Below are 14,910 nucleotides of genomic sequence, written 5' to 3' on the forward strand. Positions count from 1 at the left end.
GGGTTGAGATGGTTCGGGCTGATCCGGCATGCGGGCCTCGTTCATGGCGTCTGCGGTCTCCCCGGCCTGCGCCTGCTCCCAGAGCCTCCGCCACTCGCGCCTGACCCGCTCAGGATCGCGGCCTAGCCGGTCGACCGCCAGAACGCGGACGAACTCCCACGTCGTCTCCCAGCTCGGCAGCGCGCTGCCCCGGGCGGCGGCCGCCAGCGACGACTTCGAGGCCGCCGCGCCGAGGCGGCCGGCCATGTCGGCGAACGACGGGTCGCCCGCCTCCTCCTTGAGCTCCCAGAGGCGGTGGGCGAGCAGGGCGACGGGACCGGCGCCAGGGTCAGGCCGGATCGGCCGGCGCCCTCGCCGGGATCCCGTGCCTTCGTCCTGCGGTCCGGAGGACTCCGCCATCCCACCCCTGCTTCGGTCGAGCGCCCGTGCGGCTGCAGAACCGCACCACGTCCAGACTGAACGAGGCTATCAAAGGTGTCCTGGTCGGACCGATCCCTGGCGGGGGCCTCTCCGGTGCGGGCCCCGGCCGGGTGGATGCCACCGCGAATCCACTCGGCCGGGGCCCCGAGGCGCCTCGGCGGCGAGCGCCCAGGCGATCATTGGCGGCATGTCAGCCGCAGTGGCCGACCTCCTTGACGGTCTGCACGGTCGGGTGGGGGCCCTTGAACTTCTTCCTGTCGTAGTCGCCCCCGCGCACCCAGACGCAGTCGTCCACGGCCTGCGCGACGCGGACCTTGATGCCCCGCGAGTGCTTGCAGCGGTTGTGGAAGTAGACGGTGACGCTGCGGATGCCGTCGTCGCCGTAGGAGTAGGTGAAGCACCTGGTCTTGCCGCGCACGACGTCGAGGGCTCCCGCCTGGGACTGCGCGGAGGCCGCCGGGCCCGCCGTGGCGGACGCCGGAGCGGCCGTCGCCGAACAGGTGAGCATGGAAGCCGCCACGGATGCCGCCGCGAGCGCCGCCTTCGTACGAATGCGCATGAGAATTTCCCCCAGTTGCCGTTGCGGTGCTTTCCTCCAACACTTTTGCCCGCCGCCCCCGCTGGTGCCAAGCCATCAATGTCCGAACATTATCCAGTGGACGTTGGACAATTGAATGCGCTGGTCAGAGCGGCATGATGAAGGAATGGGCGAGTCTCATGAATGGCGTGCGGTTCACGGGAATTCGCCGTACGGGCTGCTCCCGCGGGGCGTCAGCCGGTGGGGGACGCGCACCTCTCTCGGCTCGCCCGTGGCGCCGGCGAGGCGGTCGGCGAGCAGCGACACGGCCGACTCGGCGATCAGCGCCTTGCCGGGGGAGACCGTCGACAGGGACGGCGTGGCGAAACGGCCGTCCTCGATGTCGTCGAAGCCCATCACCATGACGTCCTCCGGCACCCGGTATCCGCGCGAGAGCAGCGTGCGCAGGGCGCCGAGCGCCAGGGCGTCGTTGAAGCAGAAGACCGCGTCGGGCGCGTCCGGTCCCAGCAGCGCCGCCATCGCCTCGGCCCCGCCCGTCCGGTGCCACGCCGGGGCGTGGGCGATGAGCGACGGGTCCGCCGCCAGACCGCACGCGGCCAGCGCCTGCCGGTAGCCCTTCAGCCGCAGGCGCGCGGTCGCCGCCGAGGGCGCGCGCTGGGCGCCGAGCGCCGCTATCCGGCGCCGCCCCCGCTCGGCCAGGTGGAGGGTGGCCGCGCGGGCGGCGGCCACGTTGTCGATGCCGACATGGTCGTACGGCGCTCGCCGGCCGACGCGCTCGCCCAGCAGCACCATGGGCGTGTGGTCCTCCCGGCCGGCCAGGTCGCGGTGGGTGAGGGCGAGCGGGCTGAACAGCAGGCCGTCGATCAGGTGGGACCGGATGCCCCCGACGACGAGGCGCTCCTTGCCCGGGTCGCCCTGGGTCTGGTCGACGAGCACGGTCCAGCCCCGCCGGTCGGCGGCGGAGATGACGTGGGTGGCCAGCTCGGCGAAGTAGGGGTTGTCCAGGTCGGGCACGGCCAGGGCGACCACGCCGGAGCGGCCCGACCGCAGGTTCCTGGCCGACAGGTTGGGCCGGTAGGACAGCTCGGCGATGGCGGCCTCCACCCGTGCCCTGGTGACCGCGCTCACGTGCGGATGGCCGTTGACCACGTTGGAGACGGTCTTGATGGACACCCCAGCGCGCTCCGCGACGTCCTTGAGCCTTGCCCGCACCCCGGCCCCCTTCCGCTGCCGACGACCTTACAAGGCCCGGTTTACAACGCTGTAACGACTTTCGCCATGCCTGTTTACAACGTTAGAACCCACGATGTAGAACGGGGCAACATCACATGGGCAGGAGTGATTCACATGTCCCTGGAGAGCCTGACCCGGCGACGCGCGCTCGGCCTCGGCCTCGGCCTCGGCGCGACGGTGCTCGCGGGATGCGGCGGGGGCGGCGGCCCGAAGCAGGCGGCCCAGCAGTCGAGCGGGCCGGCCACGGCGGCGCCCACCAGCTACACGGGCCCCACGGTGTCCCTCGCCTTCTGGAACGGGTTCACCGGCGGCGACGGGCCCTTCATGAAGCGGCTCGTCGAGCAGTTCAACAGCGCCCACCCGAACATCAAGATCACGATGAACGTCTATCAGTGGTCCGACTACTACGCGAAGGTGCCCGCGGCGGTGTCCGCCGGGCGGGGGCCCGACCTCGGCATCATGCACGTCGACAGCGTGGCCACCAACGCCGCCCGGCAGGTGGTGCTGCCGCTCGACGACGTGGCCACCTCGCTCAGCCTGACCGAGGCGGACTTCTCGCCGCCCGTCTGGCAGGCCGGCGTCTACAAGGGCGCGCGCTACTCCATCCCGCTCGACGTGCACCCGCTCGGCATGTTCTACAACAGGACCGTCCTGTCCAAGGCGGGGCTCGACCCGGACAATCCGCCCAAGACGGGCGAGGAATACCTGGCCGCGCTGGAAGCCCTGAAGAAGGCCGGCGTGCAGGGCCACTGGGCCACGCCGTTCCCCTTCACCGGGAGCATGCAGTTCGGCAGCCTGCTCCACCAGTACGGCGGCCGGCTGTTCGCCGACGACGCCGGCGTCTCCCGCTTCGCCGAGGAGCCCGGCGTGCAGGCGCTGACCTGGCTCGTCGAGCTGGTCAACAAGGGCTACAGCCCGAAGAACGTGGGCCAGGACGCCGACTTCATCGCCCTGCAGAACGGCAAGGCCGCCTTCAACTGGAACGGCATCTGGTCCATCAACACGCTCCGGGAGCACAAGGACCTGGAGTGGGGCGTGGCGCCGCTGCCGCAGATCGGCACCGAGCCCGCCGCATGGGCCGGCTCGCACCAGTTCGTGATCTTCAAGCAGCGCCGGCCCGACCAGAACAAGCTGACCGCCGCCAAGGTGTTCATCAACTGGATCAGCGGTCACTCCATCGAGTGGGCCAAGGCCGGGCAGGTGCCCGCGCGCAAGACCATCCGCGAGAGCGCGGAGTTCAAGGAGCTGAAGGAGCAGGCGGCGATCGGCTCCCAGATCGACCACCTGTACTTCCTGCCGCCCGTGGCCGGCATCGGCGACGCCTCCGCGGTGGTCGACCAGGCCGTCAACGCGGCGATCCTGCTGAAGAAGAGCCCCAAGGACGCCCTCACCGAGGCGGCGGCCAAGGCGGACAAGGTCCTGGAGCAGAACCGGAAGAAGTACGGCGCCTGATGGTCTCGCTCACCCTGAAGGGGGCCGCGTCCCGTCCGGCCACCGCCGTTCCCCGGTCGGGACGGGCCACCCCCTACCTCTTCCTGGCCCCCTACCTGCTGCTCTTCGTCGTGTTCGTGCTGGCCCCGGCGATCTTCGGGATCTGGATCAGCCTGCACGACTGGGACTACCTGCTGGAGGCCAGGCCGTTCGTCGGGCTGGACAACTACACCGCACTGCTCGACCCCGCGTCGGCGGTCTACGCCGACTTCTGGATGTCGATGCGGGCCACCGGGATCTTCACGCTGTTCAGCGTGCCGTTCCTGGTGGTGCTGCCGCTCGGGCTGGCGCTGCTGCTCCACCGGCCGTTCAGGGGGCGGACGTTCTTCCGCGGGCTGTTCTTCGCGCCGTACGTGCTGGGGGTGGCCGTGGTCAGCCTCATGTGGCGGCTGCTGCTCGACCCGAACCTGGGCCTGGTCGACTGGCTGCTCGGCACCGACATCGGCTGGACGACCTCGCTGCCCTGGGCGTGGGTCGCGCTGGTCGGCGTGACCGTCTGGTGGACGATCGGCTTCAACGGCGTGATCTATCTCGCGGGCATGCAGGACATCCCGCGCGACCTCTACGACGCGGCCAAGGTGGACGGCGCCGGCAAGTGGGCCGAGTTTCGCCACGTGACGCTGCCCGGCCTGCGGCCCGTCGCGCTGTTCGTGGTCACCACGACGATCCTGGCCTCGGCGAACATGTTCGGCCAGTCGTACCTGCTGACCCAGGGGGCGCCGGGCGGCGAAACCAGGACGGCGATCTACTACATCCTCGACCAGGGCCTCAGCCAGTACAAGATGGGCAGCGCCGCCGCCATGAGCTACGTGCTGACGCTCGCCCTGATCCTGGTCAGCGTGATCAACTTCCGCCTGTTCAGGAGGCGCTCGTGAAGCGCTACACGCTGCTCGCCGCGCTGGCCGTGGTGTTCGTGGCGCCGCTGCTGTGGGCGCTCGGCACCTCGCTGAAGAGCCAGTCGGAGGCCACCAGGATGCCGCCGACGTTGTTCCCCACCGAGCCGGTCACCAGGGCGTACGGCACCATCTTCGAGGGCACGACGCAGACGCCGGTGCTGCGCTGGTTCGCCAACAGCCTGATCGCGGCCACCCTGCACATGCTGCTCGTCCTCGCGGTCTCGTCGCTGGCCGCGTACGCGCTGGCCAGGCTGGAGTTCCGGGGCAAGCGGCTGATGTTCGCCGTCATCGTGGGCACGCTGCTGGTGCCGGGCTTCGTCTTCCTCATCCCGCAGTTCCTCATCATCGACCAGCTGGGCTGGCTCGACAGCCTGACCGCGCTGATCGTGCCGGGCGCGGCGGGCGCGTTCGGGGTGTTCTTCCTGCGCCAGTTCTTCCTCGGCCTGCCCCGCGAGCTCGACGAGGCCGCGCTGGTCGAGGGGGCCAACCACTGGCAGATCTTCACCAGGATCACGCTGCCGCTGTCGAAGCCCGCGCTGGCCACGCTCGCGGTGCTGAGCTTCCTGGCGAACTGGAACGACTTCATCTGGCCGATCTTCGTGATCTTCAGCCCGGAGTACTTCACGCTCCCGCCAGGGTTGTCCATCCTCCAGGGCGCCTACACGATCGACTACCCGGTGATCATGGCGGGCGCCGTGCTGGCCAGCGTTCCGGTACTGATCCTGTTCGCGCTGACCCAGCGTTACGTCATCGAGGGCATCTCCCGCAGTGGGCTGAAAGGCTGATACATGCATATCGCAGCGGTTGCCTCGCTCATCCTGTCGCTGGTGGGCAACCCGTCCTTCGACAATCCCGTGTCGCGGGACTTCGCCGACACCTTCGCCGACCCCGCCGTGATCCGCGGCCTCGACGGCTACTGGTACTCGTACGGCACCTCCGACCCGCTGCGCGAGGGCGAGGGCCGACATCACCGCCTGCCCATCGCCCGCTCCAGCGACCTGGTGGAGTGGACGTACGTGGGCGACGCGTTCGGCGAGGGCGACCTGCCGTCGTACGCGGATCCGAGCACCCTGCTCTGGGCGCCGGACGTCCGCTATCTCGACGGCCGGTACGTCATGTACTTCACGGTCACCAACTCGGCGAGCACGCCGCATGAATGGGACTACTCGATCGGCGCCGCCACCGCGCCCACGCCGACGGGGCCGTGGACGCCCGCATCCGAGCCGGTGGTCCCGCCGCGCCCGTCCGGCGACGCGTACTGGAACACGATCGACCCCTCGCAGTTCACGGACGTGGACGGCAAGAAATACCTCTACTTCGGTGGATTCTTCGGTGGGGTGTGGGTGACCGAGCTGTCCGCGGACGGTCTCCAGCCGGTCGGCCGGCCGGCCCAGGTGGCCGTGGACAACAAGTTCGAAGGCTCGTACGTCGTGCGCCGCGACGGCTACTACTACCTGCTGGCCTCGTCGGCGAACTGCTGCGCCGGCCCCACCACCGGCTACTCGGTGCTGGCCGGGCGCGCCACCAGCCCGCTCGGGCCGTTCACCGACCGGGAAGGACAACCCCTGCTCGCCTCCCGCGCCGGCGGCACCCCCGTCCTCGCGCAGAACGGCAACCGCTGGATCGGCACCGGCCACCACGCCCAGCTCACCGACCTGGCCGGGCAGGACTGGATGTTGTACCACGCGATCGACCGCTCCGACCCGTTCCTGGACGAGCCGTACGGCGTCAACGAGCGGCCCATGCTGCTCGACCGGCTCGACTGGATCGACGGCTGGCCGGTCGTCCGCGCCGGCGCGGGACCGTCCGACCGCTCCTCCGAGCGGCCCGTGACGCGCGGCCACGTGGACGAACGGTTCTCCGGCGGCCTGTCCGGGTGGCGTGACACCGGGGGCTGGGCCGTACAGGAGGGATATGTCCGGCACACCGGTGGTGAGCAGGCGACGCTGACGTCCAGGAAGGGCCTCGGCGGCGACCGCCGGGCCGAGACCGACCTCCGGCTCGCCGCGGCGCACCCTGGGGCCGCGGCCGGTCTGCGGGCCGGCGCGGCCACCGCGGTGGTGTCGGACTCCGGCCTGACCGTCACGGCGGGCGGCGCGCGCCGCACGGTGGCCCTGCCGGGAGGCGCCGCCACCTGGCGGAACCTGGCCGTCACGGTCAAGGGCCGGACGATCACCGCCGAGGTCACCTCGGCCCGGCTCGGCGATCCCCAGGCCACCGTGAGCCTGGACTCGCCCGTCCCGCTGTCCGGCACGTTCGGGCTGGTCGCCAAGGGCACGGCGGAGTTCGACAACGCCGGCGTGGCCCGGCTCGCCAAGCCGGTCACCCGCATGGCGCCCGTCCCGGAGCCCGGCAGGCGGCTCGACGCCGACGAGTTCGGCACCCTGGACCGCGCCTGGCGGTGGGTGCGCGAGGACCCCGCCGCCCGCGTCGCCGGCGGCGCGCTGCGCTGGCCGGTGCAGGACGCCGACCTGGTGGGAACGGGCAACACCGCGAGCGTGCTGGTGCGCACGCCGCCGCGCGGCGACTACATCGTGGAGACCAAGGTGACGCTCGACCTGGGCGAGGACACCGTACGCAACCACCAGCAGGCAGGGCTCGTCGCCTACGCCTCCGACGACGACTTCGCCCGGCTCTCCCAGGTGGCCATCTGGAACACCCGGCAGGTGGAGTACGGTCGCGAGCTGCCCTTCGCCGACCGGCTGTCGTACGGCGGGAACATCGCCGGAGCCCCGGCGAGGACGACGTGGCTCCGGCTCGCCCACCACGTGGACAGGGAGACCGGGGAACACGAGTTCCGTGCCGGGTCGAGCCGTGACGGCAGGACGTGGACGTGGGCCGGGGTGTGGACGTTCGGCAAGGACACGTCCCCGCGCATCGGCCTGGTCGCCCACGGCGGGGCCCGGCCCGTTGTGGAGGCCGAGTTCGACTACGTCCGCTTCTACCGCACCCGCTGATCCGGCGACCTCGGCGCCGCCCCGCTCGCCAGGCCGGGGGCGGACGCCGCGGGCCGGCGGCCGGCCACGTCGCAAGGGGGCGTACGGCGTGGTGCCGTCAGGCGTCGAGCCGTACGATGTGGTGCCGTCAGGCGTCGAGCCGTCAGGCGTCGAGCTCGGCCCGCAGGAACGCCGCGACCTGCGCCTGCCACTCCCGCGCCGACTCCAGCATCGCGGTCAGCTCGTGCGACCCGTGCACGTGCCCCGGCCAGCAGGTCAGCCGGGCCGGAACCCCCGCCTTGGTCAGTGCCCGGGCGTACGCCTCGCCGTCGCCGCTGAGGATGTCGTACTCCGCCGTCATGATCAGGGCGGGCGGCAGCCCGGTCAGGTCGTCCGCCAGCAGCGGCGAGGCGTACGCGTCCCGGCGCTGCTCCGGAGCGCAGTACTGCTCGACGTTCGCGGCCAGTTCGTCCGGCGTCAGCACGACCGCGCCCGGGTCGAGGGCCGGCCGGCTCGCCGTGAGGTCGAGCACGGGGATCTCCAGCACCTGCGCGCGCAGCGCGGGCCCGCCCTGGTCGCGGAGCATGAGGGCGGTGGCGGCGGCCAGGTTGGCGCCCGAGGAGTCGCCGCCGATCGACAGCCGGGCGGGGTCGATGCCGAGCAGGTCCGCTTGACCGGCGACCCACCGGACGGCGGTGTGGCAGTCGTGGACCGGCACGGGGAAGCGGTGCTCCGGTGCGAGCCGGTGGGCGACGGAGACCACCACACAGCCGGCCTCGGCGGCGAGCAGGCCGCAGATCGCGTCGCGGTGACGCAGCTCGCCGAGCCACCACCCGCCGCCGTGGACGTAGACGTGGCAGGGCAGCGGCCCGGAACGTCCGGGGGTGTAGGCGCGCACCGTGATGCGCCCGCCGTCGACCTCGATCTCGTGGTCCGTGACCGTCACGGGCGGCGCGGGCCGCGCCACCGTGGCGGCCCGCTGGTCCATGCCGCGATGGATGGCGGCGCGCCGCTCGGCGACCGGGGTGGACGCGTCCGGTAAGTGCTTACGGGCTTCCTGGATCCGGGCCAGCATCGGGACGAGCTCGGGAAGCACCGGCATGGTCGGCCGCCTTTCGCTACAGTGACTGTAAGTTTTAGTCACTGTAGCCGAAGGAGCGACGGATGGTCGAGGGCGTTCGCGAGCTGAAGAAGCGCGAGACCAGGCGGCGCATCGCCGAGACGGCCCTGCGGCTGTTCGCCGGGCACGGTTTCGACGCGGTCACCGTGGCGGAGGTCGCCAGGGCCGCGGGGGTGACGGAGAAGACGGTCTTCAACCACTTCGAGACCAAGGAGGACCTCGTCTACAGCGAGGACCGGGCCTTCGAGGCGGAGCTGCTGGAGAGCGTGCGCACCAGGCCGGCCGGGGAGCCGGCGCTCGCCGCCGCCGAACGGTTCCTCGTCGGGCGATACCGGCGCCTCGCGATCGACCCGGCGTCGGGGGACCGGGCGCGCATGTTCGCCACCCTCGTCGCGGCCAGCCCGGCGCTGCGGGCCCGCGAACGCCGGATCCACGCCCGCTACGCCGACGCCCTGTGCGCCCTGATCGCCGCGGAGCAGCGCGCGGCGCCCGACGACATGCGTCCCCGGCTCCTCGCCGAGGCGCTGATGGTCGTGCACGGGGAGTCGCTCGCCATGATGCGCGCCGGCCTGCTGGAGGGCACACCCGGCGACGAGCTCGGGCCGCGCGCCGTCGCCGCCGCCCGCCGCGGCCTGGCCCTGCTGGCCGGCGGGTTCGCCGGTTACGCCGCCCGCCGGCCCGGCTAGGGCGTCGTCACCCCGGGCTCGCGCGGGCCCGGGGCGCCGGTGCCCGTGGACGTCGGTGCCGGGCTCGGCGAGGCGGTGCCCGGCGCCGGGCTCGGCGGGGCGGTCGCAGGGGACGTGGGCGACGGCGGGCCCGCGGGCGCCGGTGCCAGGCGGGCAAAATGGCCCGTTCGCGGCTTGACCGGCACGGTCACGCGTATGGGAGGCGCGCCGCGGAAGGAGAACGTCAGCGGCACCGCGCCGCCCCGGATGCCGCTGGCCGTGGCGAGCGGCTGCTCTCCCGTGCCGACGGGCTGGTCGGGCGGCAGGGCGATGGGGCCGGGCAACCGCACCGAGCCGCCCCCTTCGACGGTGATCCGTTCGAGTTGCAGCGGTTTGTCGCCGGCGTTGACCAGCACGCCGTACAGGGGGAACTGCGCCGGCGGCTTGGCCGGGTCGGCGCCGCCCAGGAGGAAGGCGTTGCGCACGCGCACCCCGCCCCGCCCGTCGGCGTTGGTGCCGTCGTTCTGCGGATGCCACTGCACGGTGTCGATGCCCAGCTTCGCGCACCCGGTGGCGGCCAGCGCCACGGCGACCATGACAGAGACGATGGGACGCATCGCACCCAACCCCCTTCGGCACCTCCGTCGTCGCCCAGTCGCTACCCGTGACGACCCCGCCCAACCGCCGCCCGCCGCGAACCCCCGGGGGGCACGGGAAATCGGCGAAAAGAGCCTGATGACCATCGGCGACGCGTCCTGTAGCGTCGCGGGTAACGCGGCACTACCGGAGGAGCGGTAGATGGCAGAGGACCAGCGACTCGACGCGACAGATCAGCAGAAGCGACGGCAGGTGGTCCGGGCGGTGATCGCCTCCGCCGTCGGCACCTCGATCGAATGGTACGACTTCTTCCTGTACGGCTTCGCCGCCAGCACCATCTTCGCGGAGCTGTTCTTCCCCACCAACGACCCGACGACCGGCCTCCTGCTCGCCCTCGGCACCTACTTCGGAGGGTTCGCCGCCCGCCCGATCGGCGCCGCGATCTTCGGCCACTACGGTGACCGCATCGGCCGCAAGGCCACCCTCATCATCACCCTCATGACCATGGGCGTCGCCACCGCCCTCGTCGGCCTGGTGCCCACCTACGCGCAGATCGGCATCTGGGGCGGCATCCTGCTGACGCTGCTCCGCCTGCTCCAGGGCATCAGCGTCGGCGGCGAATGGGGCGGGTCCGTGCTCCTCGCCACAGAGTGGGGCAAGACGCGCGGCGGCCGGCGCGGGTTCCTGGGCAGCTGGCCGCAGTTCGGGGTCCCGGTCGGGCTCGTGCTCGGCTATCTCGCGCTGCAGATCTTCCAGCCGCTCGACCCCTACTGGGGCTGGCGCATCCCGTTCCTGCTCAGCATCGTGATGGCCGCGGTCGGCCTCTACATCAGGCTCGGCATCCTGGAGACGCCGGTCTTCACCAAGGTCCTGCGGGAGAACAAGGTCGAGCGCGTCCCCGTACGCCAGGTCATCGTGAAGAACTGGCGGGAGATCGTGCTGAGCGCCCTGCTGCGCACCGGTCAGCAGGCGCCGTTCTACATCTTCACCGTCTTCATCCTCACCTACGCCACCAAGACGCTCGGCTTCGCGGCGAGCGACGTCTACCTGTACGTCATCGTCGCGGGCGTCGTCTCGCTGTTCACCGTGCCGTTCTGGGGCTACATCTCCGACCTGGTCGGCCGCCGGCGGCTCTACATCATCGGCGCCGCGGCCATGGTGGTCTGGTCGTTCGTCTACTGGCCGCTGCTCGACACCCGCGTGCCCGCGCTGGTCTTCCTGGCCATCGTGGCGGCGGCGCCCATCCACGACATCCAGTACGGTCCGCAGGCCACGTTCATCGCCGAGAGCTTCACCGGGCGGTTGCGGTACAGCGGCGCCTCGCTCGGCTACCAGCTGGCCTCGATCACGGCGGGCGGGCCCGCCCCGCTGATCGCCGTCTGGCTGTACGCCACCTATGAGAGCTCGTTCGCCATCGCCGTCTACATGGCGATCTGCGGCCTGATCAGCGTGGCCGCCGCGTTCGCGCTCAAGGACCGCGCCCACATGGACTACGCGGTCGAGTACGACGAGACCGGCCCCTAGGGCCTGTACGGAGCCGGATCAGAGGGATTCGGCTCCGCCTCGCCACCCGGCGCGCCGATCCGCCATCGCGACGTCATGCGGACCGGTGAAGATGTCCGTGTGCGGGCTCCTGTGGCCATGGCCGCCTGCCGGTCGACCGGGGGGTGCGGGAGCGATCGCACCCATCCGGCTCGGTTTTCCCGCGATCGCCCCGGCTGAGCGGCGGCGGGCTTCCAGGCTGGCCGGTGTCGAGGGACGCGCCGAAGCCATCGGCGTTCACCCGACCACGTCCCCGTTCGCCGGAGACCACACGCGGCCGTGCCTGCCGTGGTGAAGACGACCGCGAGGACCATCTCGTGACCGGCTCAACCGGTTGGACGCCACCCTCACGTGCCTGGCGTGGCGCGGACGTCCGGGAACTCGGTCAGGGACTTCGGTGGCGCTGCCGGGCGGGGCCAAGCATCGCTTCTCGCGCTCCTCGCGCTCAACGTCAATCGCGTCGTCTCCGTCGATCGGGTGATTGCGGCGTTGTGGGGCGACCTCGCGCCCCTCGGGTCAGAGGAGGAGGTTGATGACGATCGTCAGCAGGATCGACAGCACGATCGATATCGCTATCATGGTCAGGCATCCGGCCCACCCCCCGAGGGGCCGGACGTCCCAGTTCCCGAGGCGCATGACCGGCGGCTACCCGCCCTCGGCCAGGTTAAGCGTCACCGATCACGGCGACCGCTTCGACCTCGACGAGCTGGTGGTCATAGCCCAGCACGGTGACGCCCAGCAGGGTGCTGGGCACGTCGTGCGCCCCCATGTACTCCCGGTAGACCCGCCAGGCCGTCACCAGGTCGGCCTGGCGGGCGGACGCGACGTAGACCGTGGTCTTGACGATGTCCGTCAGCGCGGCCCCCGCGCCGTCGAGCGCCGTGACGAGGTTGCGCATCACCTGGTGGGCCTGCTCCGCGTAGTCGCCCGGCGCCACCGTCGCGCCCTTGGCGTCGAGAGGGCACGCGCCCGCCACCCAGATGGTGCGCAGCGGGGCGTCCACGGCCGAGGCGTAGGCGTATTCGACGTCCTGTGCCAGCCGGTCGTTGCGGATCAGTCTGACACCCGTGCTCATGGCCTCTCCAACGCTTGATGTCTCGTGCACCGCCACACGATACGTCAGCCCAGGTGGGTGCGACTTATCCGCCCGCGCGAGGGTAGCGGAAACCGGTCAACTCAAGGAGGCTCACGATGAGTACTTCGCACAAGCCGGCGACGCGCTCGCCCGTGCAACTCGCCGCGCTGGTCGTCGGCCTGGTGTTCCTGCTCGTCGGTGTGCTCGGCTTCATCCCGGGCATCACGACCAACTACGGCGATCTCCAGTTCGCCAGCCACCACTCCGAGGCGATGCTGCTCGGCATCTTCCAGGTGTCGATCCTGCACAACATCGTGCACCTGCTCTTCGGCATCGCCGGTGTCACGATGGCCCGCTCGTGGTCAGGCGCGCGCGCCTTCCTGATCGTCGGCGGGATCATCTACCTGGTGCTCTGGCTGTACGGGCTGCTCATCAACCAGGACAGCGCGGCCAATTTCGTTCCGTTCAACACCGCCGACAACTGGCTCCACCTGGTTCTCGGCGTCGGCATGGTCGCGCTGGGGGTGCTGCTGACCCGAGGTCGCGCCGCGGTCACGCGCTGACCGCCGGCGGTCGACGGGGTGAGGGACGCCCGACGTACCTACGTGCCCGCATATGGGTAGCTAAATGGGGATTTTCCACGTCCCCTTCCTCGGTGGGTGGGAGGCATGCTTTCCATGTGCTCACCAGAGGGGAGGGGGCCATGCTGCGAGCCACTGAACAGCCGCAGAATGCCCGCATGAGTCTGGACGCCCTGTCCGGGAACCGGTTCCTGGCTCTGCGGGACGGCTTGGCCCTGCGGGTCGGATGGGGCGGTGACGAGCAGGAGGTGACCTGGGAGCTGTCGGCGACGCCGTCCGCGGTGCCGAGCGCCCGGCGGATGGTCGCGACCCGGCTGCGGGCGTGGGGGCTGCGGGACCGGGCCGAGGCCGCCGAGTCACTGGTCGGCGTGCTGGTCGACGAGGCGCTGCGGCACGCTCCCGGCAAGATCATGATCAGCTTGTCCGCCGAGGACGGGTGGTGCAGGTGCGAGGTCGGACAATGCCCTGGTCCGGCCGGGCGGGGGCGGGACCTGCTCGACCGCTTGGCCTGCTGCTGGGGTGTCGCCAGGACGGCGGGTGGTGCGGCCGTCTGGTTCGAGCTTCCCGAAGCCGGGCGTTCCTGACCCCCTCCGCCCCTGGGCCGGGGCCGGCCTGACCGGTCCCGGCCCCCGTGTCCGCGGGGCGGTGTCGCCAAGGGGGGCCGCCGCCGTGTCCACGGGGCGGTGTCGCCAGGGGGGACCGCCGCCGTGTCCGCCGGGCGGTGTCGCCGGGGGAGGACCGCCGCCGTCGACGCCGCGCGGTGTCGCCGAGGGAGGACCGCCTCCGTCGTCAGGCGACCTGCTCGCAGATGCGGTAGGTCGTCATCACGCAGATGCGGTGGAGTTGGCGGCACAGGCCGAGGAAGTCCTGGCGCCCCGGGGCCGGGGTGCTGGGGTAGGCGTCGAGCCTGGCCGCGAACTCCGGGTCCAGCCCGCCGGCCCACGGGTCGGTGCAGCGGGCGTAGACCTCGTCGATCGGGACGCCCGCCCGGTAGGCGGTGCTCACCTCGTCCTGGAGGCGTTCGAGGTAGGCGAGCAGGGCGTCGATCGCCTGCGGGCCGTCGCCGATCGGGCCGTGGCCGGGGACGATGGTCTCCAGTTCGGGCAGGCCGGCCTTCATCGCGCGCAGTCCCTGGATGTAGGGCACGGGACCGCCCTGCAGCATCATGTGCGCCGATCCGGCCGCGCACAGGTAGTTGCCCGTCCAGGCGGTCCGCGTCGAGGGGATGTAGACGATCGTGTCGCCGGGGCCGTTGCCCGGCCCGAAGCGGTGCAGTTCGACGGTGATGCCGCCCAGGTCGATCTCGGCGCCGGTGTCGAAGACGATGTCCGGCAGCCGCCAGGTGGTGAAGGCGTCGAACTCGGCTTCGGCGCCGTACATGTTGTTGGAGCGCATCTCCTTCTCGTAGGCCAGGTCGTGCATGTTGTCGCGGTTCTCCCGCGAGGTGATCACGGCCACGTCGTCGGGGAAGGCGAGGTTCCCGAAGGTGTGGTCGCCGTGGTAGGTCGTGTTGGCCAGGTAGCGCAGCGGCCGGTCGGTCACGTCCTTCGCCGCGCGCTGGACCTGCGCGCCGACCGCCGGGGTCACGCCGGAGTCGATGATCAGCGATGCCTTGGTTCCGGCGACGACGCCGTTGTTGTCCTTGGGCGGGACGGTGGCCATGAGCGCGTGGACGCCCGTGCCCAGCTCCTGCGCCTGGAACTCCAGGCCGACGGGGCTGAGGTTGGGGCCGTAGTACTCCGGCGGGCGTTCCTTGATCTCGCGGTCGAGCAGGTGGCGGGAGAGTTCGGACATGAACGGGACTCCTGTCCTCGTG

15 protein-coding genes are annotated in these 14,910 nt (G+C 71.4%); 8 read left to right on the top strand and 7 right to left on the bottom strand.

The features are described from left to right. The 3 genes from E1292_RS13200 to E1292_RS13210 all read right to left on the bottom strand — a co-directional run. The coding region (locus E1292_RS13200) for a hypothetical protein (protein WP_220446804.1) at nt 1–399 on the bottom strand (399 nt) is incomplete at its 3' end. A 211-nt stretch (nt 400–610) separates the two neighbouring features. After that, nucleotides 611–979: a hypothetical protein gene (locus E1292_RS13205; protein WP_132595427.1), complete on the bottom strand. Its 369-nt coding sequence runs from the start codon at nt 977–979 to the stop codon at nt 611–613. Between the two features lie 174 nt (nt 980–1,153). Further along, nucleotides 1,154–2,170: a LacI family DNA-binding transcriptional regulator gene (locus tag E1292_RS13210; RefSeq protein WP_132595428.1), complete on the bottom strand. Its 1,017-nt coding sequence runs from the start codon at nt 2,168–2,170 to the stop codon at nt 1,154–1,156. A 135-nt stretch (nt 2,171–2,305) separates the two neighbouring features. Between E1292_RS13210 and E1292_RS13215 the strand changes: the two genes are divergently transcribed. Genes E1292_RS13215 through E1292_RS13230 form a run of 4 tightly spaced genes read left to right on the top strand, consistent with a single transcriptional unit; the run spans nt 2,306 to nt 7,535 of the window. After that, nucleotides 2,306–3,643, top strand: a complete 1,338-nt coding sequence (locus tag E1292_RS13215; RefSeq protein ID WP_132595429.1) for an ABC transporter substrate-binding protein — start codon at nt 2,306–2,308, stop codon at nt 3,641–3,643. Beyond that, nucleotides 3,643–4,557: a carbohydrate ABC transporter permease gene (locus E1292_RS13220; protein WP_132595430.1), complete on the top strand. Its 915-nt coding sequence runs from the start codon at nt 3,643–3,645 to the stop codon at nt 4,555–4,557. Before E1292_RS13215 ends, E1292_RS13220 begins: the two co-directional genes overlap by 1 nt. Further along, nucleotides 4,554–5,363, top strand: coding sequence for a carbohydrate ABC transporter permease (locus E1292_RS13225; protein WP_132595431.1), 810 nt, complete (start codon nt 4,554–4,556; stop codon nt 5,361–5,363). Before E1292_RS13220 ends, E1292_RS13225 begins: the two co-directional genes overlap by 4 nt. Before the next feature lie 3 nt (nt 5,364–5,366). Then, complete coding sequence (locus E1292_RS13230) at nt 5,367–7,535, top strand: family 43 glycosylhydrolase (RefSeq protein ID WP_132595432.1); 2,169 nt, start codon at nt 5,367–5,369, stop codon at nt 7,533–7,535. 142 nt (nt 7,536–7,677) lie between these two features. On the opposite strand, the gene E1292_RS13235 is transcribed toward E1292_RS13230, so the two are convergent. Beyond that, nucleotides 7,678–8,616 carry an alpha/beta hydrolase gene (locus tag E1292_RS13235; RefSeq protein ID WP_132595433.1) on the bottom strand — a complete coding sequence of 313 codons (939 nt, stop codon included), beginning with the start codon at nt 8,614–8,616 and terminating at the stop codon, nt 7,678–7,680. A gap of 62 nt (nt 8,617–8,678) precedes the next feature. Here E1292_RS13235 and E1292_RS13240 point away from each other — a divergent pair, with 62 nt between their 5' ends. Beyond that, a complete protein-coding gene (locus E1292_RS13240) occupies nt 8,679–9,320 on the top strand; it encodes a TetR/AcrR family transcriptional regulator (RefSeq protein WP_132595434.1) in 642 nt (213 codons plus the stop codon). On the opposite strand, the gene E1292_RS51010 is transcribed toward E1292_RS13240, so the two are convergent. After that, complete coding sequence (locus E1292_RS51010) at nt 9,317–9,916, bottom strand: copper chaperone PCu(A)C (protein ID WP_165974508.1); 600 nt, start codon at nt 9,914–9,916, stop codon at nt 9,317–9,319. The two genes, E1292_RS13240 and E1292_RS51010, sit on opposite strands and share 4 nt — an antisense overlap. A gap of 181 nt (nt 9,917–10,097) precedes the next feature. Here E1292_RS51010 and E1292_RS13245 point away from each other — a divergent pair, with 181 nt between their 5' ends. Then, nucleotides 10,098–11,420, top strand: a complete 1,323-nt coding sequence (locus tag E1292_RS13245) for an MFS transporter (RefSeq protein ID WP_132595435.1) — start codon at nt 10,098–10,100, stop codon at nt 11,418–11,420. 682 nt (nt 11,421–12,102) lie between these two features. Here the strand turns inward: E1292_RS13245 and E1292_RS13250 are convergent. Continuing rightward, nucleotides 12,103–12,513 carry a RidA family protein gene (locus E1292_RS13250; protein ID WP_132595436.1) on the bottom strand — a complete coding sequence of 137 codons (411 nt, stop codon included), beginning with the start codon at nt 12,511–12,513 and terminating at the stop codon, nt 12,103–12,105. A gap of 116 nt (nt 12,514–12,629) precedes the next feature. Here E1292_RS13250 and E1292_RS13255 point away from each other — a divergent pair, with 116 nt between their 5' ends. Together E1292_RS13255 and E1292_RS13260 are read left to right on the top strand one after the other, a co-directional pair. Beyond that, nucleotides 12,630–13,076, top strand: a complete 447-nt coding sequence (locus E1292_RS13255; protein ID WP_132595437.1) for a DUF4383 domain-containing protein — start codon at nt 12,630–12,632, stop codon at nt 13,074–13,076. A 176-nt stretch (nt 13,077–13,252) separates the two neighbouring features. Next, the gene (locus E1292_RS13260) at nt 13,253–13,678 is read left to right on the top strand and encodes an ATP-binding protein (protein ID WP_132595438.1); all 426 of its coding nucleotides are present in this window, start codon (nt 13,253–13,255) and stop codon (nt 13,676–13,678) included. Between the two features lie 205 nt (nt 13,679–13,883). On the opposite strand, the gene E1292_RS13265 is transcribed toward E1292_RS13260, so the two are convergent. Then, complete coding sequence (locus tag E1292_RS13265; protein WP_132595439.1) at nt 13,884–14,888, bottom strand: MBL fold metallo-hydrolase; 1,005 nt, start codon at nt 14,886–14,888, stop codon at nt 13,884–13,886. Nucleotides 14,889–14,910 lie beyond the last annotated feature (22 nt).

It is taken from the genome of Nonomuraea deserti, assembly GCF_004348685.1.
GTDB classification, from domain to species: domain Bacteria; phylum Actinomycetota; class Actinomycetes; order Streptosporangiales; family Streptosporangiaceae; genus Nonomuraea; species Nonomuraea deserti.

Bases quoted from the DNA above. Each gene is read 5' to 3' on its own strand.
- E1292_RS13235 (WP_132595433.1), bottom strand. From the start codon at position 8,616: ATGCCGGTGCTTCCCGAGCTCGTCCCGATGCTGGCCCGGATCCAGGAA.
- E1292_RS13220 (WP_132595430.1), top strand. From the start codon at position 3,643: ATGGTCTCGCTCACCCTGAAGGGGGCCGCGTCCCGTCCGGCCACCGCC.
- E1292_RS51010 (WP_165974508.1), bottom strand. From the start codon at position 9,916: ATGCGTCCCATCGTCTCTGTCATGGTCGCCGTGGCGCTGGCCGCCACC.
- E1292_RS13245 (WP_132595435.1), top strand. From the start codon at position 10,098: ATGGCAGAGGACCAGCGACTCGACGCGACAGATCAGCAGAAGCGACGG.
- E1292_RS13265 (WP_132595439.1), bottom strand. From the start codon at position 14,888: ATGTCCGAACTCTCCCGCCACCTGCTCGACCGCGAGATCAAGGAACGC.
- E1292_RS13215 (WP_132595429.1), top strand. From the start codon at position 2,306: ATGTCCCTGGAGAGCCTGACCCGGCGACGCGCGCTCGGCCTCGGCCTC.
- E1292_RS13230 (WP_132595432.1), top strand. From the start codon at position 5,367: ATGCATATCGCAGCGGTTGCCTCGCTCATCCTGTCGCTGGTGGGCAAC.
- E1292_RS13250 (WP_132595436.1), bottom strand. From the start codon at position 12,513: ATGAGCACGGGTGTCAGACTGATCCGCAACGACCGGCTGGCACAGGAC.
- E1292_RS13205 (WP_132595427.1), bottom strand. From the start codon at position 979: ATGCGCATTCGTACGAAGGCGGCGCTCGCGGCGGCATCCGTGGCGGCT.
- E1292_RS13240 (WP_132595434.1), top strand. From the start codon at position 8,679: ATGGTCGAGGGCGTTCGCGAGCTGAAGAAGCGCGAGACCAGGCGGCGC.
- E1292_RS13255 (WP_132595437.1), top strand. From the start codon at position 12,630: ATGAGTACTTCGCACAAGCCGGCGACGCGCTCGCCCGTGCAACTCGCC.
- E1292_RS13260 (WP_132595438.1), top strand. From the start codon at position 13,253: ATGAGTCTGGACGCCCTGTCCGGGAACCGGTTCCTGGCTCTGCGGGAC.